Origin of the sequence: Nitrosophilus kaiyonis, from assembly GCF_027943725.1 — a bacterium.
In the GTDB taxonomy this organism is placed as follows: Bacteria; Campylobacterota; Campylobacteria; order Campylobacterales; family Nitratiruptoraceae; genus Nitrosophilus_A; species Nitrosophilus_A kaiyonis.
The window spans coordinates 1,140,684-1,165,921 of sequence record NZ_AP025696.1 but is presented as its reverse complement, the minus strand read 5'-3'; the positions used below and the strand labels follow the sequence as shown (position 1 = coordinate 1,165,921).

At 28.2% G+C, this 25,238-nt stretch carries 27 protein-coding genes; 6 read left to right on the top strand and 21 right to left on the bottom strand.

The genetic code is table 11. The annotated features are described in order from the left end of the window. The 4 genes from obgE to QML81_RS06160 all read right to left on the bottom strand — a co-directional run bounded on the left by obgE (position 1) and on the right by QML81_RS06160 (position 2,262). Positions 1 to 1,086 (bottom strand): GTPase ObgE, encoded by a 1,086-nt coding sequence (gene obgE / locus QML81_RS06175; RefSeq protein ID WP_281950545.1) that lies wholly within the window; start codon positions 1,084 to 1,086, stop codon positions 1 to 3. Between the two features lie 156 nt (positions 1,087 to 1,242). Beyond that, positions 1,243 to 1,497 carry a 50S ribosomal protein L27 gene (gene rpmA, locus QML81_RS06170; RefSeq protein WP_281950544.1) on the bottom strand — a complete coding sequence of 85 codons (255 nt, stop codon included), beginning with the start codon at positions 1,495 to 1,497 and terminating at the stop codon, positions 1,243 to 1,245. Positions 1,498 to 1,507: 10 nt separating this feature from the next. Beyond that, the gene (gene rplU / locus QML81_RS06165) at positions 1,508 to 1,813 is read right to left on the bottom strand and encodes a 50S ribosomal protein L21 (RefSeq protein WP_281950543.1); all 306 of its coding nucleotides are present in this window, start codon (positions 1,811 to 1,813) and stop codon (positions 1,508 to 1,510) included. Positions 1,814 to 1,884: 71 nt separating this feature from the next. Next, a complete protein-coding gene (locus QML81_RS06160) occupies positions 1,885 to 2,262 on the bottom strand; it encodes a RidA family protein (protein WP_281950542.1) in 378 nt (125 codons plus the stop codon). A 62-nt stretch (positions 2,263 to 2,324) separates the two neighbouring features. On the opposite strand from QML81_RS06160, the gene QML81_RS06155 reads away from it, so the two are divergent. The 3 genes from QML81_RS06155 to QML81_RS06145 are packed head-to-tail and all read left to right on the top strand — an operon-like array spanning position 2,325 to position 5,857. Next, complete coding sequence (locus tag QML81_RS06155) at positions 2,325 to 3,524, top strand: M20 family metallopeptidase (protein WP_281950541.1); 1,200 nt, start codon at positions 2,325 to 2,327, stop codon at positions 3,522 to 3,524. Then, on the top strand, positions 3,514 to 4,980 hold the full coding sequence (locus QML81_RS06150; protein WP_281950540.1) for a GNAT family N-acetyltransferase: 1,467 nt from the start codon (positions 3,514 to 3,516) through the stop codon (positions 4,978 to 4,980). The genes QML81_RS06155 and QML81_RS06150 overlap by 11 nt, the downstream gene beginning before the upstream one ends. A gap of 46 nt (positions 4,981 to 5,026) precedes the next feature. Continuing rightward, positions 5,027 to 5,857, top strand: coding sequence for a DUF2231 domain-containing protein (locus tag QML81_RS06145; protein ID WP_281950539.1), 831 nt, complete (start codon positions 5,027 to 5,029; stop codon positions 5,855 to 5,857). A gap of 24 nt (positions 5,858 to 5,881) precedes the next feature. Here QML81_RS06145 and dapE read toward each other — a convergent pair whose 3' ends face one another. From dapE to QML81_RS06130, 3 genes are read right to left on the bottom strand one after another with little or no spacing between them, the layout of a single operon-like run. Beyond that, complete coding sequence (gene dapE / locus QML81_RS06140; RefSeq protein ID WP_281950538.1) at positions 5,882 to 6,976, bottom strand: succinyl-diaminopimelate desuccinylase; 1,095 nt, start codon at positions 6,974 to 6,976, stop codon at positions 5,882 to 5,884. After that, positions 6,963 to 7,523: a YqiA/YcfP family alpha/beta fold hydrolase gene (locus QML81_RS06135; protein WP_281950537.1), complete on the bottom strand. Its 561-nt coding sequence runs from the start codon at positions 7,521 to 7,523 to the stop codon at positions 6,963 to 6,965. The genes dapE and QML81_RS06135 overlap by 14 nt, the downstream gene beginning before the upstream one ends. 2 nt (positions 7,524 to 7,525) lie before the next feature. After that, positions 7,526 to 7,870: a hypothetical protein gene (locus tag QML81_RS06130; protein ID WP_281950536.1), complete on the bottom strand. Its 345-nt coding sequence runs from the start codon at positions 7,868 to 7,870 to the stop codon at positions 7,526 to 7,528. 85 nt (positions 7,871 to 7,955) lie between these two features. Between QML81_RS06130 and QML81_RS06125 the strand changes: the two genes are divergently transcribed. Continuing rightward, on the top strand, positions 7,956 to 8,147 hold the full coding sequence (locus QML81_RS06125) for a hypothetical protein (protein ID WP_281950535.1): 192 nt from the start codon (positions 7,956 to 7,958) through the stop codon (positions 8,145 to 8,147). Positions 8,148 to 8,261: 114 nt separating this feature from the next. Next, positions 8,262 to 9,353, top strand: a complete 1,092-nt coding sequence (locus tag QML81_RS06120; RefSeq protein ID WP_281950534.1) for a multiheme c-type cytochrome — start codon at positions 8,262 to 8,264, stop codon at positions 9,351 to 9,353. On the opposite strand, the gene QML81_RS06115 is transcribed toward QML81_RS06120, so the two are convergent. The 3 genes from QML81_RS06115 to QML81_RS06105 form a co-directional block, all read right to left on the bottom strand. Then, positions 9,350 to 9,955, bottom strand: a complete 606-nt coding sequence (locus tag QML81_RS06115; RefSeq protein WP_281950533.1) for a DUF2238 domain-containing protein — start codon at positions 9,953 to 9,955, stop codon at positions 9,350 to 9,352. The genes QML81_RS06120 and QML81_RS06115 overlap by 4 nt on opposite strands. Before the next feature lie 3 nt (positions 9,956 to 9,958). After that, positions 9,959 to 10,288 (bottom strand): thioredoxin family protein, encoded by a 330-nt coding sequence (locus QML81_RS06110; RefSeq protein ID WP_281950532.1) that lies wholly within the window; start codon positions 10,286 to 10,288, stop codon positions 9,959 to 9,961. Positions 10,289 to 10,409: 121 nt separating this feature from the next. Further along, on the bottom strand, positions 10,410 to 12,572 hold the full coding sequence (locus QML81_RS06105; protein ID WP_281950531.1) for an IGHMBP2 family helicase: 2,163 nt from the start codon (positions 12,570 to 12,572) through the stop codon (positions 10,410 to 10,412). 46 nt (positions 12,573 to 12,618) lie between these two features. Here QML81_RS06105 and QML81_RS06100 point away from each other — a divergent pair, with 46 nt between their 5' ends. Beyond that, positions 12,619 to 13,368: an EI24 domain-containing protein gene (locus QML81_RS06100; RefSeq protein ID WP_281950530.1), complete on the top strand. Its 750-nt coding sequence runs from the start codon at positions 12,619 to 12,621 to the stop codon at positions 13,366 to 13,368. A 2-nt stretch (positions 13,369 to 13,370) separates the two neighbouring features. Here QML81_RS06100 and QML81_RS06095 read toward each other — a convergent pair whose 3' ends face one another. Genes QML81_RS06095 through metX form a run of 11 tightly spaced genes read right to left on the bottom strand, consistent with a single transcriptional unit; the run spans position 13,371 to position 25,189 of the window. Further along, on the bottom strand, positions 13,371 to 13,982 hold the full coding sequence (locus tag QML81_RS06095) for a 3-keto-alpha-glucoside-1,2-lyase-like domain-containing protein (RefSeq protein WP_281950529.1): 612 nt from the start codon (positions 13,980 to 13,982) through the stop codon (positions 13,371 to 13,373). A 16-nt stretch (positions 13,983 to 13,998) separates the two neighbouring features. Further along, positions 13,999 to 16,191 (bottom strand): endonuclease MutS2, encoded by a 2,193-nt coding sequence (locus tag QML81_RS06090; protein ID WP_281950528.1) that lies wholly within the window; start codon positions 16,189 to 16,191, stop codon positions 13,999 to 14,001. After that, positions 16,191 to 16,541, bottom strand: coding sequence for a hypothetical protein (locus tag QML81_RS06085; RefSeq protein WP_281950527.1), 351 nt, complete (start codon positions 16,539 to 16,541; stop codon positions 16,191 to 16,193). Before QML81_RS06085 ends, QML81_RS06090 begins: the two co-directional genes overlap by 1 nt. Further along, positions 16,541 to 17,851: a UDP-N-acetylmuramate--L-alanine ligase gene (gene murC / locus QML81_RS06080; RefSeq protein ID WP_281950526.1), complete on the bottom strand. Its 1,311-nt coding sequence runs from the start codon at positions 17,849 to 17,851 to the stop codon at positions 16,541 to 16,543. Before murC ends, QML81_RS06085 begins: the two co-directional genes overlap by 1 nt. Further along, complete coding sequence (locus QML81_RS06075) at positions 17,848 to 18,426, bottom strand: hypothetical protein (RefSeq protein ID WP_281950525.1); 579 nt, start codon at positions 18,424 to 18,426, stop codon at positions 17,848 to 17,850. The genes murC and QML81_RS06075 overlap by 4 nt, the downstream gene beginning before the upstream one ends. A gap of 2 nt (positions 18,427 to 18,428) precedes the next feature. Continuing rightward, the gene (locus QML81_RS06070; protein WP_281950524.1) at positions 18,429 to 19,553 is read right to left on the bottom strand and encodes a succinyldiaminopimelate transaminase; all 1,125 of its coding nucleotides are present in this window, start codon (positions 19,551 to 19,553) and stop codon (positions 18,429 to 18,431) included. Between the two features lie 38 nt (positions 19,554 to 19,591). Then, positions 19,592 to 22,381 carry a ChaN family lipoprotein gene (locus QML81_RS06065; RefSeq protein ID WP_281950523.1) on the bottom strand — a complete coding sequence of 930 codons (2,790 nt, stop codon included), beginning with the start codon at positions 22,379 to 22,381 and terminating at the stop codon, positions 19,592 to 19,594. Between the two features lie 12 nt (positions 22,382 to 22,393). Further along, positions 22,394 to 23,059, bottom strand: coding sequence for a HesA/MoeB/ThiF family protein (locus QML81_RS06060; protein ID WP_281950522.1), 666 nt, complete (start codon positions 23,057 to 23,059; stop codon positions 22,394 to 22,396). Beyond that, on the bottom strand, positions 23,056 to 23,853 hold the full coding sequence (locus tag QML81_RS06055; RefSeq protein ID WP_281950521.1) for a carbon-nitrogen hydrolase family protein: 798 nt from the start codon (positions 23,851 to 23,853) through the stop codon (positions 23,056 to 23,058). The genes QML81_RS06060 and QML81_RS06055 overlap by 4 nt, the downstream gene beginning before the upstream one ends. A gap of 11 nt (positions 23,854 to 23,864) precedes the next feature. Further along, positions 23,865 to 24,083 (bottom strand): exodeoxyribonuclease VII small subunit, encoded by a 219-nt coding sequence (gene xseB, locus QML81_RS06050; protein WP_281950520.1) that lies wholly within the window; start codon positions 24,081 to 24,083, stop codon positions 23,865 to 23,867. Further along, positions 24,080 to 25,189 (bottom strand): homoserine O-acetyltransferase MetX, encoded by a 1,110-nt coding sequence (gene metX / locus QML81_RS06045; protein ID WP_281950519.1) that lies wholly within the window; start codon positions 25,187 to 25,189, stop codon positions 24,080 to 24,082. The genes xseB and metX overlap by 4 nt, the downstream gene beginning before the upstream one ends. Positions 25,190 to 25,238 lie beyond the last annotated feature (49 nt).

The window sequence follows — 25,238 nt, the reverse complement described above, 5'->3', positions numbered from 1 at the left end:
TTATCTATTCATTTTAACCAAATCATATAAAGCATAAGATAGAGGTTTAATATTTATATTTGACACAGCTGAAATTGGAAAAACAAAATATGGTTTTTCTATATCAATATCATCTTTTTTTTGTAAAAAATATCTGTAATTTTTATCTAATCCATATCTATTTTCACTATTTTGTTTTAATTTTAAACTTTCTAAAAATTTTGAAATTTTTTCATTCGCTTCTTCTAAACTTAAAGCATCTATCTTTGTTAAAGCTATTGCATAACTTCTTTTACTTAATACTTCACTAAATTTATTAAGCTCTTTTTTTAGTGTTTTATACTGAGTTATTGGGTCTCTATAACTTGAAATATCAATCATATATAAAAGTGTCTTTGTTCTTTCAATATGTTTTAAAAATTGTAATCCTAACCCTTTTCCTTCACTTGCCCCACCAATAATTCCAGGAATATCAGCCATTACAAAACTTTCAAATTCACTAACTTCTACAACACCGAGTTTTGGTGTTAAAGTAGTAAATTCATAATTTGCAATTTCTGGTTTAGCATTTGATAATACAGAAATTAATGTAGATTTTCCAACATTTGGAAATCCTACAAGGCCAACATCTGCAATAAGTTTTAATTCAAGTCTAATTTGCACTGTTTTTCCAGGAAGTCCAGGTTGGGCATAAGTGGGTCTTTGGTTAGTTGGACTTTTAAAGTGCCAATTACCTTTTCCTCCTTTTCCACCTTCTAAAAAAAGAACCTTTTCTCCATCATTAATTAAATCTAAAAGAAGTTCGCCGGTAACAGCGTCTCTAACTTCTGTTCCTGGTGGAACTATTAAAACAAGTGGGTCACCATTTTTTCCATGTTTTTTTCTACCTTCACCTGGACGGCCATTTTTTGCTTTTAAAACTTTTTTTCCTTTAAAATGAGAAAGAGTATGGGTGTTTTTATCTACAACAAAATATACATCTCCGCCTTTTCCACCATCTCCACCATCAGGTCCGCCCTTTGGCATAAATTTTTCTCTTCTAAAACTAACAGCTCCAGCTCCACCTTTACCAGAACTTACAGTTAGTTCCACACTATCTATGAACATCAATATTCCTTATTGCTTAATAAATATTAGACATTAGACACTAGACATTAGTTATAGAAGTATTTTGAAGATATAAGTAGATAAAGTCATTAGCTTTAGCCTAACTAATGACTAATGACTAATGACTAATGACTAAATAGGGCAAAAGCCCAAAAATTATGCAGGATAAACTGAAACTTTTTGTCTTTTTTTATCTTTTCTTTCAAATTTTACATAACCATCAACTAGCGCAAAAATAGTATGATCTTTTCCAAGTCCTACATTGTTTCCTGGATGAATTTTTGTTCCTCTTTGTCTTATGATTATGTTACCTGCTCTAACAAATTCTCCACCAAACTTTTTAACACCTAAACGTCTACCCGCACTATCACGGTTATTCTGAGTACTACCTTGACCTTTCTTGTGAGCCATCTATTTCTCCTTAAGCTATTTTAGTAATTTTTACTCTTGTAAAATCTCTTCTAAAACCTCTTTTTAATTTAGAGTCTTTTCTTCTTCTCTTTTTGAAGATAATAACTTTTTTACCTCTACCTTCATTAATAACTTCACCTTCAACTACTGCACCCTCAACAAATGGAGTACCAACTTTAAGCTCTCCATCATTTATAGCTAGAACCTCTTTAAACTCAACTTTTGCTTTAGGCTCTAAATTCATTTTGTCAAAACAGATTATATCGCCTTCTTTTACTTTATACTGTTTCCCACCATTTTTTATAATTGCATACATCTCTTACCCTCTTCATTTATTATATTGGCATTTTGATGGCGAATATTATCAAATTTTAGTTTAAGTTTAGTTTAAACAATTGCAATAGCTTCTATTTCAATTAAAGCATTTTTTGGCAAAGTTTTTACTGCAACTGTACTACGTGCAGGCTTATGAGTTTTAAAAAACTCTTCATAAATACTATTTACCTTTGAAAAATCGTTCATATCTGCCAAAAATATTGTTGTTTTTATAACTTTTTCTAAACCGCTTCCAGCAGCTTCTAATACATTTTTAAGATTATTTAAGACCTGTTTAGTCTGCTCTTCTATTCCTTTATGCAATATATCATCGCTACCTTCTGGTGTTAAAGCAATTTGACCTGAGGTATATATAAAATTTTCTACTTTTACAGCTTGTGAATAAGGTCCAATAGCTTGAGGTGCATTTTTAGTACTTATAAAATCCATATACCTTCCTTTTATTAATCATTAAAATTTATAGTTATATCATATGATATAGGAGGTTAAAAATGGATAAAGAAAGTATAAAAAAAAGAGTTTTTAAAGTAATTGATTCATTAAAAGATAAAGTTATAAAAGTTAGAAGAGATATACATAAACATCCAGAATTATCTGGACATGAAGAACATACAAAATATCTTGTTAAAGGAATACTTGAAGTAGAAGGGTTTGAAATAAAAGAGTTTAAAGATCATAATGGAATAATAGCTGATTTAATTGTTGATAAGAAAAAACCTTTTATAGCAATAAGAGCTGATATGGATGCTCTTCCAATACAAGAAAAAACAAATAAGCCCTACTCTTCTGAAGTAAAAGGTGTTATGCATGCTTGTGGACATGATGCCCATACTGCTATTGCTGTAGGATGTGCTATTGCTCTAAATTTTGTCAAAAATGAGCTTCCTTGGAATGTAAGATTTATATTTCAGCCATCTGAAGAGGTAAATGAAGGTGGTAGCGAAGAGATGATAAGAGATGGGGCTTTGAAAAATGTAAAAGCAATATTTGGACTTCATGTATATCCATATTTAATGACTGGTCAAATAGGTTATAAATATGGTGTTATGATGGCAAGTGCAGATACATTTGAAATAGAGATTTTTGGTAAAAGCTCTCATGGCGCAAGACCACACGAGGGAGTTGATGCAATATTGGTAGCTGCAATGTGTGTAAATTCACTAAATCATATCATTTCAAGAAGAATCGACCCACTTCATCCAGCAGTCATTAGTCTTGGTACAATTGAAGGTGGAACAGCTCCAAATATAATCTGTGATCATGTAAAATTAAGTGGAACTGTAAGAACGGTTAATGAACATGTTAGAAATAAAATACCTCTAATGATGGAAGATAGTGTAAAAGGTATAACTCACTCAATGGGTGCATCATATAAATTTGATTATCAATATGGACAACCTGAACTTATCAATGATGATAAAATGGTTGATATTATTGTTAAAGAAGCAAAAAAAATAGTAGGAGAAGAAAATGTTATAGATTTAAAAGATCCTGTAATGGGTGGAGAAGATTTTAGTAGATATCTTCAAATAGTGCCAGGGGCTTTTTTTAGACTTGGTATTTGCAATCCTAAAAAAGGTACATGTATTAGTCAACACAATCCAAAATTTGATGTTGATGAAGATGCTTTGCCTATAGGAATGAAAATATTAAGTGCAGCAGCAATAGAGGCAATGAAAAATGAAAAATAGATTTTTTATAAAACTATATAACGACATCGAATATTGGGAATTAATAAAAGCTTTTTATGAAAAACTATGCTCTATAATCTCTTTTCCTAAGAAAGAGGCCAAAGAGCTTGAAAATGCCATAAAAGAGCTATTTGAAAATGCAGTAATACATGCATATAGCAAAAATGAAGAGGGAGAGATAGAGATTGAGTTTGAACTGTTTGATAATGGAATAAAAGTAGATGTAAAGGATAAAGGACTGCCTTTTGATCCAAAAATATTAAAAATGGTTCCAATTGACTTAAAAGAGAAAAACAGAGGATTAAATAGAGTATTTTTACTTGTTGATAGTTTTAAATATTTTAATCTTGGACTTCATGGAAAAAAATTTTCTATTCTTAAATATGTCCCTATTTCATTAAAATTGAAAGAAAATATCTCTTATTATAGTGATATTGGAGATGACCTTGATAAATCAGCAAAAGAGTTAATAAAAGATAAACTTCAAGTTAGGCTCTTTGAAGAGGGAGATGAAATCTGGATAAGCAAACTTATCTATAAAAATTATGGCTATACCTATTTTAAAGATATTTTCTATTTTCCTGAAAAGATACTGCAAAAAGAAAAAAGTGGAGATATATCATCAATTGTTGCTCAAATAGATAAAAAGATTGTTGGACATTTTGCTCTTGTTAAAGTTCCAAACTCAAATATTGCTGAAATTGGGATAGCAGTAGTTGACCCTGCCTATAAAGGTATGGGTATAATGAATGAAATGTTTAAACTTTTAATAAATAGAGCAAAAGAGCTAAATTTAAGTGCTATTTTTGGCGAAGCTGTAACATTTCATCCATATAGTCAAAAAGCAAATGCAAAATATGGCTTTTGTCCTACAGCTTTAATGCTTGGAGAGATTCATCAAATGGTTAAATTAAAAGGACACAAATATCCATTTAGAAACAGAAGAGGTGCATCTTTAGTTGATTATAAGATATTAAAAAAATTTAAAAAATATATAAAAGTTCCATCATTTTATAAAGATTGGGTTATAAAAACTTATAAAAATTGCAGTGTTGATTTTGAAATAAATAAAAATATTGGGGAAAAAGAGCATAAAGTTTTTATTGAACACAATCCAAAATTCAATATAGCTACAATTGTAATTGATAATATTGATGATGATTTTGAAAAACAGTTTAAATCAATTTTTGAAAAAACATTATCAAAACATCCGGATATGATTTATGCAGATATCAACTTAGAAGAGATAAGCGATATAGACAAAACTGTAAAAGTTTTAAAAGAGTTTGACTTTTTTTATAGTGGAGTTATTTTTTTAAGAAGAAAAGATATTGATTATTTAAGATTACAATATGAAGCAAGTGAAATAATAGAAGAGCAAAACATTGTTTGCTATAGTGATTTTTGTAAAGAGTTACATAATTTTATATTATCAGATAAAAATAAGTATATATAAATTTTTTTTATGTTAAAATCTTTAAAACCAATTTAAAGGATTGAAAATGGACTTTATCTATTTTCTTGACAAAATAAAGCTTCCTTTTGAGCTTCCACTTTTAATGCATCCAATTACTGTTCATTTTGCTATAGCTATTCCAATAGTCATTCTGATTTTAGAACTTTTTAATCTTATAGTTAAAAGACCATCTATTACAAGATTTACCACTTCTTTTTTGTTTATTATAATTCTTATTTATATTGTCGCATTTTTCGCTGGAAAATCAGATGGAGGTCATGCCTTTTCACTCTTAAGTACAGAAGGACAGGAAGAGCTAAAAACTCATAAATTGCTTGGAATGTATCTTGTATATTTAAGTGTTATTGTATTTATTGTAAAAGTTATATCAATTTTTGTCAAAAAAGAGTGGATGATAGGTATCTATTTTCTAATTTTACTTGCATTTATTGGATTGACACTAAAACAAGGTAAAGATGGTGGAGAGCTTGTTTATAAATATGGTGCAAATGTAAAAATAGTTTCGCAAATGGATGATAAGATAATGGAGCTTGAAGATGAGCTTGATGAGTGCAAAAGTAAACTCGAAGAAGCTCAAAAAACATCAGTAAAAGAAGAAATTAAAACTGAAGCAGAAAAAGAGATTAAGAGTGAAGCTATAAAACCTCAAGAGACAAAACATGAAGAAAGTAAATCAGAAGAAGAATCTAAAAATCAAAATTTAGAAGAATCACAAACTCATAATGAAAATAGTTTAGAAAAAAAAGATGAAACTCAAGAGACTGAGCCAAAAACAGAACCTCAAACAACTAAGCATAGTGAAACTCATGAAAATCAAGAGGCTCCAGTAGAAGAGCAACACGGCAGTAAGCACTAATATTTGGCGGATATTTCCGCCAAATTAAAAATTTTTTAGTACCTCTTTAAATACTTTATAAAGTTTTATAACCTCATCTTTATTTGTTCTTTCATTTGGTGCATGAATGGTATCATTTATAACACCAAATTCAACTGTTTTTACACCAAACTCACCAAAAAATCTTGCATCACTTGTTCCACCAGCAGTAGAGTATTTTGGTTTAACATTGCATATTTTTTGAATTGATTTATCTAAAATTTTTACTATTTTACTATTTGGATCGGTTAAAAAAGGTTTTGCACTCTGAGTTAATCTTAAAGTATAATTCATCTCATTAAAATATTTATGAACAAAATCTTCAATATCTTTTAATGTTGTTTTTGTTGAATTTCTGACATTAAACATCATCTTTAGCTTCCCAGGAGTAACATTTGTTACTTCCATACCAGCTCTAATATCTGTTATAACAAATTTACTAGGAGCAAAATATTCATCTCCATCATCCAAATTTGCACCAGCCATATATGGAAGAACTTTAGCAACTTTGTGTATAGGATTTATTGCTTTTTCAGGGTATGCTGCATGTCCTTGTTTACCAATTTTCTCGATTACTCCATTTATTGAACCACGCCTTCCTATTTTTATCGCATCTCCAAAAATCTTTTCACAAGTAGGCTCAGCAACTATGGCAAAATCTGGAATCAGATCAATCTTTTTTAACTCTTTTAATGCGTACCTTGTTCCATATTTGGCATCACCCTCTTCATCACTCGTTAAAAGCAAAGACAAAGTTCCTTTAAAATCTTTTACCTCTTTTACCGCTTGCACAAATGCAGCAACCCCACTTTTCATATCTTGAGCACCTCTTGCATAGATATATCCATTTTTTTCAATTGGCTCAAAAGGATCACTCTCCCAACCATCACCAGGAGGAACTACATCTACATGTCCTCCAAAACATAGATGCTCACCTTGTCCAAATTTTTTATATAAAAATAGATTTTTTGTATCATATTTATTAAACCATATAGCTTCAAATCCATCTAAATAATCTTTTATAAAATCTAAACTACCTCCATCATGAGGAGTAATAGAGTGAAAAGATAAAAGTTTTTTAAAAAGTTCAATGACTTCCATTTTCTCTCCTAAAATTATCAATCAAACATAAATAATCTTCTAAATTTTCAAATCTATGATTTCCTCCATACTCTACAATAACTTTTGATTTATGAACAAATTGATTTAGAGTCTCTTGATAATTTAAAACTTCATCAAGACTTTGGAGCAATATAAGATATCTTTCATATTCATATCTCTTAACTTTTAAAGCAATGAGTTCTTTTATAAATTCTTCTTTCCAAATAAATTCATATCCATCGCAAAATCTTTTAATTTTTCCAATATGAGGCAAAAGTGTATGATGCGGCTTTAGAGATGGATTGATAAGCACTGCCTTTTTGTTAAATTTTTGAGCTAAATAGATAGCATAATATCCACCTAAAGAAGAGCCAATTAAAAGATCTATTTTATTATTTTTTATAATATTTGATAAAAATTTTATAGCTTCTTTCGGAGAAAAAGGCAGATTAGGTGCTATAACATTATCTTCACCAAAATAACTTTTTAATGTATCACTTTTATTACCGGTCCCACAACTGGCAAAACCATGAATATATAAAATCATTTTTATTTTGGATTTTCATAAAAAATATAATGATCATATGCACCTATTTCAAAATATACTTTTCTTTTTTTCTCCTCTTTTTGCAATATCCCATCTAAATTCATATCAATATATCCATAACCATATCTATATGGTCTTGGTCTATTATCACTTGTTCCATATGCAGTTGAAAGTTTGTCTATTTTCATAAATCTTTTTATTATTTTCCCACCACTAACAATCTCTAAAACTCCATTTGTTCCTGTCCAGTTAACAATTGCACGTCCAAGTTTATTTTGTGTCTCTTGTGTACAACCGGTTATAAAAATAGTAACTAAAACTATTCCTAATAACATAGTTTTTCGCATTTCAACCTCTTTTTAAGATTTTTGGTATTATATCATATCAGATTTAAATGCTTAGTTATTAATCATTATTCATAAAAGGGATTCAATGAGTGGATGGACATGCTCTCATCAAATTGGTGAATATTGTGATCTCTTGAAAAAAAAGTGTGATCCTGGCGATAAAGGTTGCGTGCTATATGGAAAAGCAATATTTAGCAATCCTCAAACTCCTTCAAATGAAGCTGTAAAAAGAAGGGAAGAGATAAGAAAAAAAAGAAAAGAGTTGGGGTATGAATGATTTAGACATTAGTCATTAATCATTAGTAATTAGTATTAAATGTAAGTTTTCAATTTATTACTATCTACTATATTAATTAGAGGTGTTCTTCAAAAATCCAAAAGAGGGGGGAATATGAAAAAGTCGATTTTATTAGTATTTGCTGTAGTACTGAGCTATGCAGCGCATTTTGCACCAAACAAAGATTGTAAACAGTGCCATCCATTAATATATGAAGAGTATCAAACGAGCCAACATGCAAATGCGACCATTTTTAAAGACCCAATACATAAAGCTGTTTGGGATAAAAATCCAGCTAAGAAAAAAGAATCATACAATTGTGCAAAATGTCATACTCCAGCAGCAGATAATTTAAAAGAGTTAATAAAACCAAATAATGGTGTTTTGCCAGATCCAAACAATAAAACACAATCAGATGCAGTTGCGTGTGCATATTGCCATAGAATAAAAGCTATAAAAGAGGATTTAAAAACAAATCACAATATTATCTCAAAAGAGCCAAAAAAATATTTTGGAACCCTTAAAGAACATATAAAATCTCCATATCATAAAATCGAAACAACAAACCCAAACTTTTTAAAGGGAAATGTATGTATGGGATGCCACTCTCATAAAAGAAACAAATTTGGTCTAAATGTTTGTTCAACAAATGAAAATAGAGAAATCGAAAATGCAAATTGTGTTAGTTGTCACATGCCAAAAGTAAAGGGAAGTGTTTCTACTTTGCGTCAAACAAAAACACATACCTTTCATGGATTTCCAGGGGCTCATGTTCATCAAAATCTTTTAAAAAAATATGTAGATATTGAGTTTTTAGCACATTTAAAAGGTTTTGAGATTGCGATTAATTCTAAAATCCCTCACGATTTTTTACTTCATCCAGCACGTGTAGCCTTTGCAAAAATAATGGTTATTAGAGATAAGAAAAAAATTTTTGAAAAAAAAGAGATTCTTGTAAGAGTAATTGGAGCAAATGGCAAACCAACCCCTCCATGGCTTGCAAAAGAGGTTGTAAAAGATAGTATGCTTAAAGCAAATGAAAAAAGAGTATTCAAATACAATTTTGAGCTAAAAAAAGGTGATAAAGTAGTTGTAGTTTTAGGTTACAAACTTGTTAAACCACCATTATCAAAAAAACTTGGACTACAAAAAATAGAAATAGCAAATAAACCTTTTATTTTTAAAAAAGAGATTTTTTCCTACTAAATTTTCGAAGCTTTGCTTCGAAAATTCTTTAAAAAATAAAAAATAGTTGCTAAAATTGCACCTAGACCATCGCAGCACATATCTTTTTGCGCATCCCAAATATCACCTTGAGCACTTACATAATCAAGTCCAGCTTCTGGATTCATAAAAATTGTTGCAATCCACTCAAATATCTCATAAACTGATGCAACTGTGAAAATTGAAAATATTGGAAACAAAAATAGAATTACTTTTGAATTTACAAGTTTTTTTCTATCTAAAAGTTCTGCAATAGCATAAGCATAAAATCCAACTGCAAAATGTGCAAATCTATCATAATTGTTTCTCTCCCATCCAAATAGATGATTGATAAAATCAAAAGGGACATTTTTAAAGGTATAATGCCCTCCAATTGTATGCATATATATCCAAATGCTCATTAAAAAATAAGCCATATTTGAAAATCTAAACTTTTTATATGTTAAAACTAATGGTATAACAACAATCAAAACAGTAATATTTTCTGTTATCCAAACAGTTTTATCTACAGGATTTATTGCACAAATAACAAATAAAATTATATATATTCCTAAAAGGATATATGGGAAATATTTTTTCAGCATAACTTATCCAAAATAAAGCTTATAGATTTTTTGAATTTTTTCTTTTAAAAGCGATAAACTCACATTTCTACCTTCCCTTAAAAACTCCTTTTTATCAAAAAATATTAAAATTGTAGGAGCACTAAATATATTAAATTTTCCTCCAAGCTCTGGAGTCTCTGAGATATCAGACTCAATCAATTTAATTTTTGGAAACTCTTTTGAAAAAAGCTCTTCTATTTTTGGTTTTAATACTTCACAAACATTACAATTTGGCGAAGTTATATAAAGTAAGAGAGCATCATTTTGTGTTATCTCATTTTCTATATCATTTAAATTTTTAAGTTTTTTCATTTGCTTCCTTTCTCAAATTAGGAATTAGTAATTGGGAATTGGCCACTTTACACTTTACCTTCTTATCCCCTTACCACCTATTCAACCATCCTGCTATCCCGCTATGCCCCTATTCCACTAATTACAAATTGACTATTTTTCCCTCTTTTTCAATATACTCTATAAACTTTTTATATGTTTCATCTTTATTTAATGTATTTTCATCTCCTATACAGATAAGTTTTCTTTTTGCCCTTGTAATAGCAACATTTAATCTTCTAAGATCCTTTAAAAATCCTATGTTTCCTTCCTCATTGCTTCTTACAAAACTAATTATAATAACCTCTTTTTCTCTTCCTTGAAATCCATCTACACTTTTTACTTCCACTAAAATCTCTTCATTATGTAAAGATGATTTTATCCTTTTAACTTGAGATAAATAAGGTGATATTACTCCAATATCATCCTCTTTCATTCCCATATTTAAAAGCTCTTTAACTAAATTTATCGCAATTTCGGCCTCTTTTACATTTTCATAACTTGTACTTCTATCTGGAAGGCTCTCTCTTGCTTCAATTCCTTTTGTATTTACAAATACAATAGGTGTATTATCTAAAATATCTTCATAATTTTTAGGCTTTTTTAAATCAAAATCATTTAATGTATGCTCTTTCACACTCTCATCTGCTATTAACTCTCCATCATAAAACATTTGATTTGAAAAATTCATAATCTTTTCATTCATTCTATATTGGACTTTCAACATTTTTGAATTTTTAGGGAAATTCTCTATTAACTCTTCAAACAGAGATTTTTTAAGCTTTTGCGCTTCATCACTAACAACAGTTGGTGGAAGCTGTTTATGATCACCTGCAATTATAAATCGTTTTGCATGCATAATAGGAATAAAGGTTGATGGAACAATTTGCTGACTTCCCTCATCTATAATAGCTACATCAAAATCAAAATCTTTTAAAATCTCACTCATTATCATAGAGTTTGTTGATAAAACAACATCACTTGTTTTTATAATATTTTTATATGCTTCTTCCTCTTCCATTCTAAGCCTATTTATAAGATCTTCAATTTTTCTATTATATTTTATCCATTTAGCCATAGATTGCAGTGTTTTTACACTAACACCTCTTTGGCTTTTTCCTCTTGCAGCTAATGTTAAAATCCTCTCAAAGCTCATTCCTCTACTTCTTGAAGCTGTTGGTTTGCTAAACTCTTCTCTTTTTTTAACCAACAAACCAACCTCTTCCCACCCCTTTTTAATAGCCTCAGCTTCAAAACTTTTTTCATATTTAGCATGAATACTAAATTCATGAAGTTTTTCAATAATTCTTGCTGGATGTCCTATTCTAACAAGTGATATATCCTTATCTGATAAACGAAGTAACATATTATCTACTGCTATATTTGAATCTGCAACTGCTAAGACTTTGTTTCCTCTTTTTACTTCTTGTAAAATTATCTCTATTAGTGTACTTGTTTTTCCAGTTCCCGGAGGTCCATGTATTAAAAAAACATCTTTGCTTCCTAAAGCAAACTTTGCTGCTTCTTTTTGTGAATCATTTAATCTTTCATTAAAAACTTCGAAGTCCGACTTCGAACAAGGCTCTGGCTCTTTTAATCCAAGTGCAATATTTCTTATGTATCTTTTTTTCCCAGTAGCATTTCTTAAAATTTCAAGATTCTCTTCCATTCTTTTAAAAGTTATATCATTTATATATAGATCTACTCTAATCCCATATGAATAGACCCATTTAGGCGGCATATTTTCAAATGCTACTGTAATAAAATGTTTTTTAACTTCGCTAACCGTTCCTGTTATATCACTTTTTAAAGGCTCACCTCTACTTATTAAAACAATATCTCCAGATGCAATTTCAGTATCAATAATTTTGTTTCTTCCAAATTTTACAAAATAGAGATTAAACTGTTTTGGCTGTTTTTGTCCCTTTAGATCTAATATGGCTCTTCCAAATATCTCTCTTTCAATCCCGCTAAAGCCTTTTATCTCACTGATTTGAGCAGATATTTCAGCAACTCTTTCAAGTTCAATTAAATATTTATACTCCTCTACAAATTTATGTATATATTTTATCTCTTCCTCTTCTTCTATAGATGGGATAAAAGATTTAGTAGGCTTTATTTTCACTCTCTTTTTTAAAACAATTAAAGTGGAACTGTTTGCTTGATAAATATTTTTAATATCACTCTTTTTTAGTTTTAATTTTCTTAACTCTTTATTTATCTCTTTTTCTTCTAAAACTTTTGGTAAAATTATTGGAATACTCAAAGAACTCCTTTTTGTTTTTTGATATTTTATAACAAAGGGAAACTTTATGCAAAAAAATATTTTTATAGCTGCATTTGAAGATTTTTTAACATCTAAATTTCTAACTTTAACACTTGCACCATTTTTTATTACATTAATCATTTTTTCTTTTTTAATATTTGGAGCGGGAAGTGAATTTTTTGATATATTAAATCAGATTGGACAAAATCCAGAGTCTTTGAATGACCCTCAAATAAAAGAGTTTGTTAAAGAGTATCCTATAATTTCTACAATTGCTGGAAGTTTTATATTCCAAGCATTTGCTGGAATTCTTTTTGGAATACTTGGAACTGGGCTTGCAATATTGGCTTCAACATCAGTTGCCGTTATAATAGTTGGATTTTTTACTCCAATAATTGTTAATGAAATACATAAAAGGCATTATTCTCATATTCCAAAAGAAGGAAGCGTTGATATAATCTCATATATAATTTTGACTATAAAAACAATTTTAAAATTTATTGCCATTTTTATAGTATCAATAATTTTATATTTTATTCCTCTTATTAACCTAATTGCAATCAATATCCCCTTTTATTATCTATTTGCTTCACTTTTAACTTTAGATGTTGGCGGAGAGATTTTTAATAAAGAAGAGCTAGAAAAAATTTTACAAGAGAAGAGAAAAGAGATTTTTGGCTCAACTTTTATTCTTTATCTAATATCACTTATTCCATTTGCTGGTATGCTATTGCAGGTATATTTTGTTTCAGTTTTAGCCCACCAATTTTTTAGAATGAAAGGGCAATTTAAGTAAAATTATTTTTTATCAAAATTAATTATTTGAATATCATCAAAAATAGTTTTTGCATCAGCTTCTGTAACTAAACCTACTCCTCCTGGTATAAGAAGTGTTTCATCAGATATTGAAATAAGTTTTTTATTATTTAAAAAGATCTCTATTTTATTATTTAAATACCTAACTTTTATGTTGTTCCAATAATTTTTTATATCAATCTTTTTAGTAAAAATATTTTTCGATTTACTATTTTTTATAACAAAAATATTTAAAAAATCTCTCTTCAATAGAGCCATATAAAAATTTTTCTTATCTCTAAATCTCCAAATTATTCCACCATTTTTAAAATTTTGGTCCGTTTTTATTTTAACTTCTACCTCTCCATTTTTAAAATAGAGATCTTTTGTAAAAAATATATTAAATTGATTTTTATATGACCCTCTTGGATATTTCATTTTTAAATATTTTCCATCAATAACTTCCCATATTCCAAAACTTTTTTGATTATATCCACTCATTATCCATCCAAAAGGAATATTACCAACTTTTGTGGATTCAAAATTCTCTTTCATATTTTTTTCATTTCCAAATATATATGTAAGCAAGATTATAAATATAAAAATTTTTCTCATGAATTATCCTTATTTATTAAAGTTCAACGACTGTTGCCCCAAATCCACCCATATTAGGAGGAGCATCATGAAATGATTTAACTTTTGGATGCTTTTTTAAAAACTCTCTAACAGCACTTGCTAGTTTCCCGCTTCCAACACCATGATATATTAAAACCTCATCAAATCCTGCTATTAAAGAGTCTGATATAAATTTATCAACCTTTTCTAATGCCTCATCAACTCTTAATCCATGTAGATCAAGTTTTACAGAGAGTTTTGAAGGTTTTGAAACTTTTATTTTTGGAGCCTCTTTTTTCTTTTTTATTGGAGTTACCTTTTTTAGTTCATTTAAAGGAACTCTCATTTTTATACCTTCAAAATCAACATATGCTTCTTTATCTTTCAGTGATATTACAACTCCTCTATTTTTTCTATATTTTACACTATCTCCAACATTAATCTTTTCTGTAACTTTTTTCTCTTTTATTTTTGCCTCTTTTGCTATTTTATGAGCTTTTGTTAAAAGTCTATGAGCTTCTTTAACTTCTTTTGCTTTAATTGCTGCTTTTGCCTCGTTTATAGCCTCTTGAAAAATTTTTGAGAGTTTCTCTTTTTCCATTTTTAATTCACCAAACAAAGAGTGCCTCTCCTCTTCTAATGCTTTTCTTAAAAACTCTACCCTTTCAAGCTCTTTATTTAATTTTTCATTTTTTGCTCTTAATTCTCTTTCTAACTCGCTTCCTCTTTCGATTAATTCACTAAGTTTTGCTTGGTCTTCTCCATACTCTTTTATTGCCTTTTTTACTATATATAAAGGTATTCCATATCTTTTTGCTGTCTCAAATGCATAACTTTTTCCAATAATTCCTTGTAAAAACTCATATGTAGGAGCGCCTTTTTCTTCATCATATATTGCAGCTACAAGCTCTACCTCATCATAATTTGCCATTAAAGCAGCAAGTCTTTTATGGTGAGTAGTTATTGCAACTTTTATACCTCTTTTTAAAAGATCTTCCAAAATTACTTTAAAAAGAGAAGCTGCCTCATCACTATCTGTTCCAAGCTCAATCTCATCTACACCAACTAAAACATCTCTTTTTTGAAAAAGATGACTAAATGAAAGCATTCTTCCAGCAAATGTGGAAATATCATTTTTTACATTCTGTGGATCTTCAATTATAGGTATTATCTCTTTAAATCTTCCAATATGAGATTTTTGTGCGTCAAGTTTCATTGGAATTAAATATTTTGATAGAAAAGCAGCACTCAATATCGATTTTAAAAGCATCGTTTTACCACCAGCATTTACACCAGTAATGATTAAAATTTTTTTACTAAAATCAACGTTTATTGGCTTTGGATTGTGAATTGCTGGATGAATAAAATCTTTTAGAACAATTTTATCATCACTTTTTGGCAATATAAAAAAAAGATTTTTGCTTTTAGAAAAATTTACTCTTGCTTGATAATGATCAAATCTATCAAATTGCTTATTTATATATTTTATAAATTTTATCCATTTTAAAAAAATATTACTTATCTTTTTTGCCCACTCTAACTTAACCTCTTCTATTTGACTTAAAATTGCTGCCTCTTTCTCTTTTACTTTTCTTAAAGCCTCAGGAACAACATAAAAAAATCCACTGCTACTTCTTCCAACAATAGTTCCTTTTAATACATGATTAAATCCACCTCTAACAAGCAGAGCCTCTTCTTCATTTATATAGTGTATCTGTCTATCTACAAGATATCCTTGAAGTTTATTTGAATTTAATAGACCTTGAAGCTTATGTTTAATCGACTCTTTTGTCTCTTTTAAAGAACTCTCTAGTGATAAAAGTCTATCATCTATTGAAGATAATAGATTTCCTTTTTCATCAAAATATTTTACAATCTCTAAAATATCTTGAGGAAAATCAATCTCATCAAGCCACTTTTTTAAATTTCCTTCAAAATTTAATCTTTTTAGATATAAAAAATATCTAAATATCTTTACAAACTCATATATATCTTCAAGTCTTAAAATTCCTTGCTTTTGTATATGAATAATCTCACTATCTAGATTTTTTACTCTATTTGGAGCTTTAAACTCATACTTTTTAAGCTCATTTATAAATTTAAAATGTAGATTAATATCTCCCTCTATAAAAAGAGGCTTAGTCCTTGCTAAAAATGAGTAAAATTCATTGATAAAATTATCAAGATCAAGTAATTTAATAAGATCCATTATTCTCCTATTTTACAGCTGTCTATTGGTACTACCAATCCTTCAAACTCTGTTTTTTCTTTTCCAACAAAAACCAAAGTCCCGCTTACAAAATTAAACTTTTCTTTTGTAACATTTATATCTTTACAAATGAGAGTTTTCCCATGACTGAAATTAAAAAGAAGATATTCATGATATTTTCTTTTTTTATCTTGATACATACTATAAGTAAAAATTAAAAGCCAACCGATTATAAGAGATAATATTATTAAAAATTTCACTCTTTTTGTAAGTTCAGTAAAAAAATATACAACTACACCAATTATCCCAAAAATTAAAAGTAAAAATATTAAAAGATATAAAAATGCCACTATTTCATACCTCTTAACTGATATGTAATATCGCCTGCACCAAAGCCTACAATCAACCCCTTTTCTATGCTTTTTAAATCTTTTTCATTTTTAAAAAGTATTATTTTGTTCTCTTTCATTTTTAAAAAGTCAGCAAATATTGGGCTATATCTTTTAAAATGCTTTTCAAAATCTATATCTATTTTATCTTCTCCTGCACTCCATACAGGCAAAATTACCAAATTTATATTTTCCCCAAAACACTCTATAAACCTATCAAGATTATCTATTGTTCTTGAGTATTTATGAGGCTGCCAAATAATGGTTATCTCATCTATCCCTTTTAACTTTGCATACTCTTTTAATGATTTCATAGTTGCTTCAATCTCAGTTGGATGGTGCCCGTAATCATCAATAACTATTAAATTTTTCTCTTTTTTAACAATATCAAATCTCTTTTTTATTCCTCTATAATTTTTAATATTCTCTTTTATCTCATCAAGGCCTATCTCATTCATAGCAGCCAAAATTGCTAAAGATGCATCAAGTGCTATATGAGGCCCAAAACCCCAAACTTCAAACTCTCCGAAATCTCTTAGCTCAAATCTAATATGGGGCTCATCATCTTTTAAAAAATACTCTTTTATTTTTATATCTTTTTTTGGATTTAATTTAATTGATTCTAAATCCACATTTTTTAAAAAAGGATCATCTTCGTTTAAAATTCTTATTTTTGCTAATTTCAAGAAATCTTTATATGTTTGATAAAAAAGATCTAAATCATGGTTATAAAACTCCATATGTTCAGGCTCAGCATTTGTTACAATAGCACAATATGGATTTGAGTTTAGAAAGCTTGCATCACTCTCATCAGCTTCAAATACTAAAATATCACTTTTTGGATTAAATCTTACATTTGATTTAAAATCTTTGCTTTCAGCTCCAATAATTGCATTTGCATCTTTTAAAATTGAAGCTAAAATTGCACTTGTTGTACTTTTTCCATGAGCTCCTGCAACTGCATAAACCTTTTTCCCTCTTAAGATTAAAGGAAGAGCCTCTCTTCTTGAGATTGTTTTTATCCCTTTTCTTTTTGCTTCAATGAGTTCTGGATTATCTTTTTTTATAGCAGCAGAATAGATGACTAAATCTATATCTTTTATATTTTCCTTTTTTTGTGGAGTATAAACTTTTATACCAAGATTTTCTAATGATTTTGTAATAGGAGTATTGTTTACATCTGAGCCTGATATCTCATATCCTTCAAAATGTAAAAATCTTGCAAGTCCACTTAAGCCAATCCCGCCAATTCCTATAAAATGGATTTTCATTTTCCACCTTGAGATAACTTTTCTATTTTTTTAAGCTCTTTATTTATAAGTGAAGATTCCTCTTTTAAAAATCTCTCACCCTCATTAGTTAATTTATTAAAAAAGAAACTACTCTCATCAAGTTTAGCTTTATCTATAAATCTATCAATAAACTCATCTAAACTTATCTTTTTAGCCGTTGCTCCAAGAGCTAAAAACATACCTTTTTGTATATCTTCATCTTGTATCAAATATGATAAAAGCAAAAACAGCTCTTTTGAGCCTATAAAATCTTTTCTATCCCATCTCTCTATTGCATGTTCAAAAATAGCCCTTGCGGTATATAAATCTTTATCTTTTGAAAGATCAAAAATCTCTCCTTTGCTAAGCATCTGAGCTAATGTATCAAAAGCAATATCGACTATTTTTTGATATAAGATATCAATATCTTTATCCTCTTTATCCAAAGCCAAATAAGTATCTAAAACATCATAAAGTTTTACAATATCTTCATTTTTGATTGCTTCATTTTTGTCTTTTTCTAAATTTTCTAAAAACTCTTTATCCATCTTAAGTCTTGTCAAATTTGCTTCCATTTTCATCCTTTTAAAGCCTCTTTTATCCTCTCCAAAGCCTCTTTAGTCTCTTTTTCATCATATACAAGTGCAATTCTAACATATCCTTTACCTATACCAACTCTTCCAAGAAAACTTCCTGGCAAAACTTTTACATTATAATTTTTATAAAGCTTTTTAGTAAACTCTATATCATCTTCTACTTCAAGCCATATATAAAATGTTGCAAGAGGAGGAGTTATATTTAAAATCTCTTTTGCAATTTTAAAATTTTTCGCATACTTTTTTCTAAATTCTACAACATGAGACTCATCACTCCAAGCTTTTGCCGCAGCCATTTGAAGTGGAAGAGGAGATGCACATCCTACATAGGTTCTATATCTCATATAATCTTTTAAAATCTCTTCATCACCAGCTATAAAACCACTTCTAAGACCAGGGGCGGAGCTTCTTTTTGATATAGAATTAACTACTAAAATATTTTTAAAATCACTATTTCCAACCTCAACACTTGCTTCAAGCAAAGATGCAGGAGGAGTTAAATCATAAATCTCACTATAACACTCATCATTTAATAAAACAAAATCATACTTTAAAGCTGCCTCAACCCATTTCTTAAGCTCATCTTTGCTCATAACCGAAGCTGTTGGATTGTTTGGAGAATTAATTATGACTAAATCGCAATCTTTTAAAATCTCTTCATCTAAAACTGGTTTAAAATTATTCTCTTTTGTTAAATTAAGATATTTAATATCTGCTTTTGAAGCAATTGCAGATCCCTCATATATCTGATAAAAAGGGTTTGTAAAAGCAATAACAGGATTTTTTTTAGAGCTTAACAGAAATTGAGGAAAATTAAATAAAACCTCTCTTGTTCCAAATGTTGGAATTATTTGAGAATTTTTTAAATCCAATCTATATCTATTTTTCAAAAACTCCAAAATTGACTCTTTTAAAATCTCTTCTCCACTACTTTTTGGATATTTTTTTAATAGATTTGCATTTTTACAAAGCTCTTTTTGAATAAACTTTGGTGTTTCAAACTGAGGCTCTCCAATTGTTAAAGTTATAGGATAAAAATTCTCATTTGGCTCAATATCTTTTAATAACTCATTTAATTTTTCAAAAGGGTATTTTTCAAACTGCATCTCTTTCCTTTTTAACTTCGAAGTCCGACTTCGAAGTTTTAATATTTTTTGAAACAGACTCTTTTTTTGATTATTTTTTTATCTCTTATTATCTCTAAATTAGCACAATCTTTTACAAAAACAAGCTCAAGTTTTAACTCTTTTAAATTTTTTACATTTTCATTATCTATTTTTATAATTTTATCACCTTTTTTAAGGCCAGCCCTAAAAGCAGCAGAATCTTTTATAACCTTTTCCACAATTAAATTTTTACTATCTTTTAGATAAACTCCTAGCTTTTTTGATGGAAGGTCTATATGAGTTGGATAAAGAACAAAATCAGCAATATCTGGCTTTGTTTTGTCATCTTGCAAAATAATTTTATAATCTTTTATCCCTCTTCTTTTTAATCTATCAGGAATCCCATACCCATATCTTAAATGCCCATTTCCAGCTAACACAACCATTTTATAATTTCTATTTTTTTTTAAAAATTGATAAATTCCTTCAGCCATACTCTCATCCCAAAGAATCTGAGCATAATAAAAATTTTCAAAATCTTTAAATTTTTTCTTCATATGGCCTTCAAAAATCTCTTTTATATATTTTTTATATTTTAAATTTTTAAAATCTAATGATTTTGGCAAAAACTTTTTCTCTTTTTTACTTAAAGAATCTATTCCTTTTCTTGCAACCTTTTGGCTTATCTCTTTTGGTATATTTAATGCAATTAATCTAATTTTATGTTTTTTAGCATACAAAATTATTGGTCTATATAGATTATAATCATACCCCCATCTTTTTGAATATTCGCTTCTTTTAAGCATCTCTTTTTCGCCAATTTTTCCCTCAATAAACATATCAAGATATTTTTGGTATGGCTTTTGAAACATCTCAAGACCAATTGCTAAATTTTTATCTTTTTTATATAGAGCTTTTATAATTTTTAACTGATTTAAATGGTTTGAATAGATTGGATGATTTTCTCCAACAAAAACAACTTTTGCATTTTTTATCTCATCAACCATTTTTTCAAAATCATCACTTTTTACTTTTACAATATCTGTTTTTATATCTAAGTTATAAACTGCACCATCATCTGCTATTTTTTTATATTTTTTTATACCTTTTTTATCAAAAATGGCAATTGAGTATTTTCCTAAATGTCTTAAAAGTCTAAAACTTTTTTTCAAATCTTCACTATTATTTTCTATTACAAGGAGTGTTTTTGAATCATTTAAAGGATTTTTAAAAGCTTCAATTTTCAAATTTCCTTCCATTTTAAAAGGAATAGAAAATCTTTTTAAAAACTTGGTTTTTCCTAAAATTAAAATATCAAAATTTTTTATATCTTTAAATTTAATATCATCTGACTTTTTTACATTTTTAAAATTTTTCAAAATATTTTTATATCTATTTTGCTCATCACATATAACCAACAGTTTTTGACTCCCTAAAACTTTTGAAATGATTGGTGGAGTCTCGCTTGGTTTTAATTTTCTAAATATCTCATACTCATCATCAACTACTATTTTTCTTGGCTCAAAGTTGACTTTTAAGCTCTGCTTTGTTTTGTTTGAATCAATATAAAATTTTTTACACTTTTTATCACTACAAATTTTAACAGGAACTTTTATATCATACTCATTTGAGATAAAATCAAAATCAACAATATATCTATCTTTATCATATATCACATCTATATTTTTAATATCAAAATCAAATGCTCCTTTTCTATAAACCCACTCTAAAAAGAAATCTTTTAAATCTTTTTTTGAAACTTTTTCAAAGAGCTTTTGCAAATCGCTAAAGTTTGCCTCTTTAAATTTATAATTTTTTAATAACTCTTTTATACCTTTTTGAAAATTTTCATTACCAATTAAATTTTTCAACATATAAAAAAAGAAAAATCCTTTTCCATATCCGATTGCATTTTTATCCTCATACTCTTTAAATCCAAATTCAATTAAAGGTATTTCATTATCTTCATTTACATATGAGATATATTTTAACAATTGCTCTTTTCTAAATTCTTTTTTATCTTTTGCTAAAAAATGATCACTATAAAATGTTGTTAAACCTTCACACCAATTTCCAAAATTTGGACTAAAAACATAGTTTCCAAACCATTGATGAACAATTTCGTGAGCTAGAGACTCATTTAAAATATAATCTTTATCTATTATTTGCTCTCCAATAACACTCATTGTTGCCATTGAATAAGCAACAGGATAAGGAATCTCTACAATATTGAAAATTTTATATGGCAAAAACCCAAAAATATTTTTATAAAGATTAAAATATTCAAAACTTTTATCAAAATAACTTTTACTTAGATTTGAATCTTTTTTATAAAAAAAGGTAGAAATTTCTAAATTTTTTTCTTTTTTACTTTTAACAATAAAATCTTTTGATGCTATTAGATATAGATTTTTCAAAGGTTTATCAAAATAAAAAATATTTTTTTCTTTTTTTGTATATTGAAGAATCGCAATATAATATTTTGAATCTATTTTTATTTTATAAGTGCATCTTTTTTCAACTCTTGGATACCAAGGCTCAAAAAGAGTTATTCTATTTTTAAAAGGTTTAAATTTATAAAAAAATCCAATCTCAATAGGTTTTTTTGTAATTTTTTTATATTTTGGATAGTCACTTAACTCTAATGTGCCATTTTTTATATAAAAAATCTCAGCTTTTGTTGGATCTAAAACTATAGAGGAGTTAAAATCAAGAAGGGCTTTACCGCTAACTTTTTTATCTTGCAGCTTTATATCAATATCATATGAACAGATATTTGCAAAAAGAAAAATAGGAATTAATAATAATAAAAATTTTATTTTATACATTTTCTTACCTGTTTATAAAGGCATATGAAATTTATTTATGATTAAATCTCCATCTTCTTCAAAATATAGATAATATAAATAGTCTTTTTTAATAGGCAAACCTGTTAAATATCTAATTGCCAAATTTGCCTCAAATGAGGCTGCCATCATAACAATAGGAGCTGCTATTCCAGCTGGTTTTCTATCTGTTATCTTAAAAGCTTTAAAACTGCTTTTGTCAAAAAAACAGACTTGTGCATTAAACTCTTCAACACTTCCATAAATCCATGGAATTTTTATCTCTTTTGAAAATTCATCAATCTTTTCTCTTGATTTTAGATTATCAGTACAATCTATTATAAGATCATAATTTAAAGCTCTTTTTTTAAACTCATCAAAACTCTCATTAAATGCCAAAGCTTTTACATAAGGGCATCTATTTTCTATAAGTTTTGCTAAAACTTCAGCTTTATATTTTCCCTCATCATCCATTTTAAAAGCGATTTGTCTATGTATATTATGAAGACTTACCTTATCAAAATCTACTAAATATATTTCGCCTATACCACTTGCTCCAAGAGCTATAGCAACAGAACTTCCAAGACCACCACATCCTATAATCGCAATTTTTTTATCTATCAAAGAGTTTTGAATCTCCTCTCCCCAAAGCTCAATCTGTCTTTTAAAATAGTCTTTCATTTTTTTGCCTTTTTATTAAAAATCCTTTTAAATCCCCAGGCTTTTTTATTCTCTTTTATAAAGTTTTTATCAATATCGCAAATCAAAAGCTCCTCTTTGTTTGAAAGCATATTTTCAATTTTTCCTTCTGGGCTTGCAAGCAGACTTTCACCATAAAATATCCATTTTATCTCTTTATCTATATATTCTCCAATTCTATTGGCTCTTAATATATAAAAATTTCCTAAAAATGCTCTTGTTTTTATAATCTCTTGCCACCTTATATTTGAATCAAATGTTGATACAGTTGGCAAAAGTACTACATCTACATTTTTTTTAGAAAATTCATCAAAAAAATAGTTAAAATGAAGCTCATACCCTCCAATTACCCCAAATTTTATATTATCAATTTTAAAAGTTAAAGGAGGATTTAAACTCTCTTGATCATTTGAAAAAAATTTTTCCTCATTCCAATGTTTAAAATTTATAAGCATCTGTTGAGTGTAATATTGGATCTTATTAGAAGAAGAAACTACAATTTTTTTAAAAATATTGTTTTTTTGTATCTGAATAATTGGAGCAACTATTGTAATATCATATTTTGAGCTTAACTCTTTTAATGTATTTATTTGATGATTTGTTTGCTCTTTTAACATATTTAAAGGAGTATTTTCTATCTCCTTGAAAAATCTATTTAAAACATATTCTCCTAATAAAAGTAATTTTACATCTTTTTGTCTGCAAATTCTCAAATAATAATCAAGTTTATTTGGACTCATCCCAAGATAAGCACACTGTAAAACTGCAATTTTCATAATCTTCTCACTTACTTTTCCATATCAGATATATCGCTATTTTGTGTATTTTTTTCAATCTCTTCAATCTCCACTTTTGCTTTTTCAAGCATCTCTTGAGCCTCTTTCAAAGCTTTTAGACCCTCTTTATAAAGTTTAACACTATCGCTTAATGTTATTTCTGGATTCATTAACTTTTCTAAAACCTTTTTTGCATCTTCAATCTTTTTTTCAAAATCACTACTTTTCATCTATTTCCTTCTAAAATATCATTGATATAGTTGCTAAATTTATCAACCTCAACTAAAAAAGCATCATGACCATAATCGCTTTTAACTTCATAATACTCTGCAAGTTCGCCTTTTCCTATACTATCCATAGCATCTTTAATCTCTTTCATCTCATCAGGCAAAAATAGTATATCCTTTTCAAAACCTATTAGATAAAGTTTAGATTTTACAATCTCCAAGGCCTCATTTAACGAATCATATCCTCTGCTTAAATCAAAAATATTTATAGCTTTTGTTATATATAGATAACTTAAAGGATCAAACCATTTAGAAAAATTGTATCCATTATATTCAAGATACCTTTCAACCTCAAATCTTCCAAAAAGCTCATACAACCCTTCATTTGCAACATAAGCTCTACCAAATTTCCTATCCATAGAGTAGTGACTCAAAAAACTTATATGTCCGGCCATCCTTCCAATAGCAAGACCACTTAAACCATTTTCTTGTAAATCTTTTGGATCATATTTACCATTTTTAAAATTAGGATCTTTAAGTATTGCTTCTTGAGCAATCTTATTAAAAGCAATTACCCAAGGTCTTGTTGCATGAGTGGCTGCTAAAGATACTATTTTTTCTGCAAAACCAGGATAATCTATAGCAAAACGAAGTGCTTGCATACCACCCATACTGCCACCAATAACAGCTTTGATTTTATCAAAGCCAAGTTTTGAAAGAAGGATTCTTTGAGCTTTTACCATATCTTTTATTGTTACAACAGGAAATTTAAATCGATAAGGTCTATCATCTGGATACATTTTGCTCATAGGACCAGTTGATCCAAAACAGCTACCTATAACATTTGTACAAATAACAAAATATTTTGTAGTATCAACAGCTTTTCCATCCCCTATTAAATTATCCCACCATCCAGGCTTTCTATCTCCCTCATATCTACCAGCTGCATGATGAGACCCACTTAATGCATGACAAATTAAAACTACATTGCTTTTATCTTCATTAAGTTCACCATAAGTCTCATAAACAATCTCATAAGGCTCTAAAATTCTACCACTTTCAAGATATAATGGATTTGTAAATTTTGCTTTTTTTGTAGTTATTTCCAATGATAACCTCTATAAATATTATAAATTTGGACTAATTATACCTTAGAGG

Excerpts from the sequence above, each read along its gene's own strand:
- QML81_RS06070 (WP_281950524.1), bottom strand. The coding sequence starts at position 19,553 with ATGCAGTTTGAAAAATACCCTTTTGAAAAATTAAATGAGTTATTAAAA.
- QML81_RS06115 (WP_281950533.1), bottom strand. The coding sequence starts at position 9,955 with ATGCTGAAAAAATATTTCCCATATATCCTTTTAGGAATATATATAATT.
- QML81_RS06130 (WP_281950536.1), bottom strand. The coding sequence starts at position 7,870 with ATGCGAAAAACTATGTTATTAGGAATAGTTTTAGTTACTATTTTTATA.
- QML81_RS06160 (WP_281950542.1), bottom strand. The coding sequence starts at position 2,262 with ATGGATTTTATAAGTACTAAAAATGCACCTCAAGCTATTGGACCTTAT.
- QML81_RS06135 (WP_281950537.1), bottom strand. The coding sequence starts at position 7,523 with ATGATTTTATATATTCATGGTTTTGCCAGTTGTGGGACCGGTAATAAA.
- rplU (WP_281950543.1), bottom strand. The coding sequence starts at position 1,813 with ATGTATGCAATTATAAAAAATGGTGGGAAACAGTATAAAGTAAAAGAA.
- obgE (WP_281950545.1), bottom strand. The coding sequence starts at position 1,086 with ATGTTCATAGATAGTGTGGAACTAACTGTAAGTTCTGGTAAAGGTGGA.
- xseB (WP_281950520.1), bottom strand. The coding sequence starts at position 24,083 with ATGAAAAGTAGTGATTTTGAAAAAAAGATTGAAGATGCAAAAAAGGTT.
- QML81_RS06100 (WP_281950530.1), top strand. The coding sequence starts at position 12,619 with ATGCAAAAAAATATTTTTATAGCTGCATTTGAAGATTTTTTAACATCT.
- dapE (WP_281950538.1), bottom strand. The coding sequence starts at position 6,976 with ATGGAAGTCATTGAACTTTTTAAAAAACTTTTATCTTTTCACTCTATT.
- QML81_RS06075 (WP_281950525.1), bottom strand. The coding sequence starts at position 18,426 with ATGGAAGCAAATTTGACAAGACTTAAGATGGATAAAGAGTTTTTAGAA.
- rpmA (WP_281950544.1), bottom strand. The coding sequence starts at position 1,497 with ATGGCTCACAAGAAAGGTCAAGGTAGTACTCAGAATAACCGTGATAGT.
- QML81_RS06090 (WP_281950528.1), bottom strand. The coding sequence starts at position 16,191 with ATGGATCTTATTAAATTACTTGATCTTGATAATTTTATCAATGAATTT.
- QML81_RS06125 (WP_281950535.1), top strand. The coding sequence starts at position 7,956 with ATGAGTGGATGGACATGCTCTCATCAAATTGGTGAATATTGTGATCTC.
- QML81_RS06095 (WP_281950529.1), bottom strand. The coding sequence starts at position 13,982 with ATGAGAAAAATTTTTATATTTATAATCTTGCTTACATATATATTTGGA.
- QML81_RS06145 (WP_281950539.1), top strand. The coding sequence starts at position 5,027 with ATGGACTTTATCTATTTTCTTGACAAAATAAAGCTTCCTTTTGAGCTT.
- murC (WP_281950526.1), bottom strand. The coding sequence starts at position 17,851 with ATGAAAATCCATTTTATAGGAATTGGCGGGATTGGCTTAAGTGGACTT.
- QML81_RS06060 (WP_281950522.1), bottom strand. The coding sequence starts at position 23,059 with ATGAAAGACTATTTTAAAAGACAGATTGAGCTTTGGGGAGAGGAGATT.
- QML81_RS06055 (WP_281950521.1), bottom strand. The coding sequence starts at position 23,853 with ATGAAAATTGCAGTTTTACAGTGTGCTTATCTTGGGATGAGTCCAAAT.
- QML81_RS06155 (WP_281950541.1), top strand. The coding sequence starts at position 2,325 with ATGGATAAAGAAAGTATAAAAAAAAGAGTTTTTAAAGTAATTGATTCA.
- QML81_RS06065 (WP_281950523.1), bottom strand. The coding sequence starts at position 22,381 with ATGTATAAAATAAAATTTTTATTATTATTAATTCCTATTTTTCTTTTT.
- QML81_RS06150 (WP_281950540.1), top strand. The coding sequence starts at position 3,514 with ATGAAAAATAGATTTTTTATAAAACTATATAACGACATCGAATATTGG.
- QML81_RS06120 (WP_281950534.1), top strand. The coding sequence starts at position 8,262 with ATGAAAAAGTCGATTTTATTAGTATTTGCTGTAGTACTGAGCTATGCA.
- QML81_RS06110 (WP_281950532.1), bottom strand. The coding sequence starts at position 10,288 with ATGAAAAAACTTAAAAATTTAAATGATATAGAAAATGAGATAACACAA.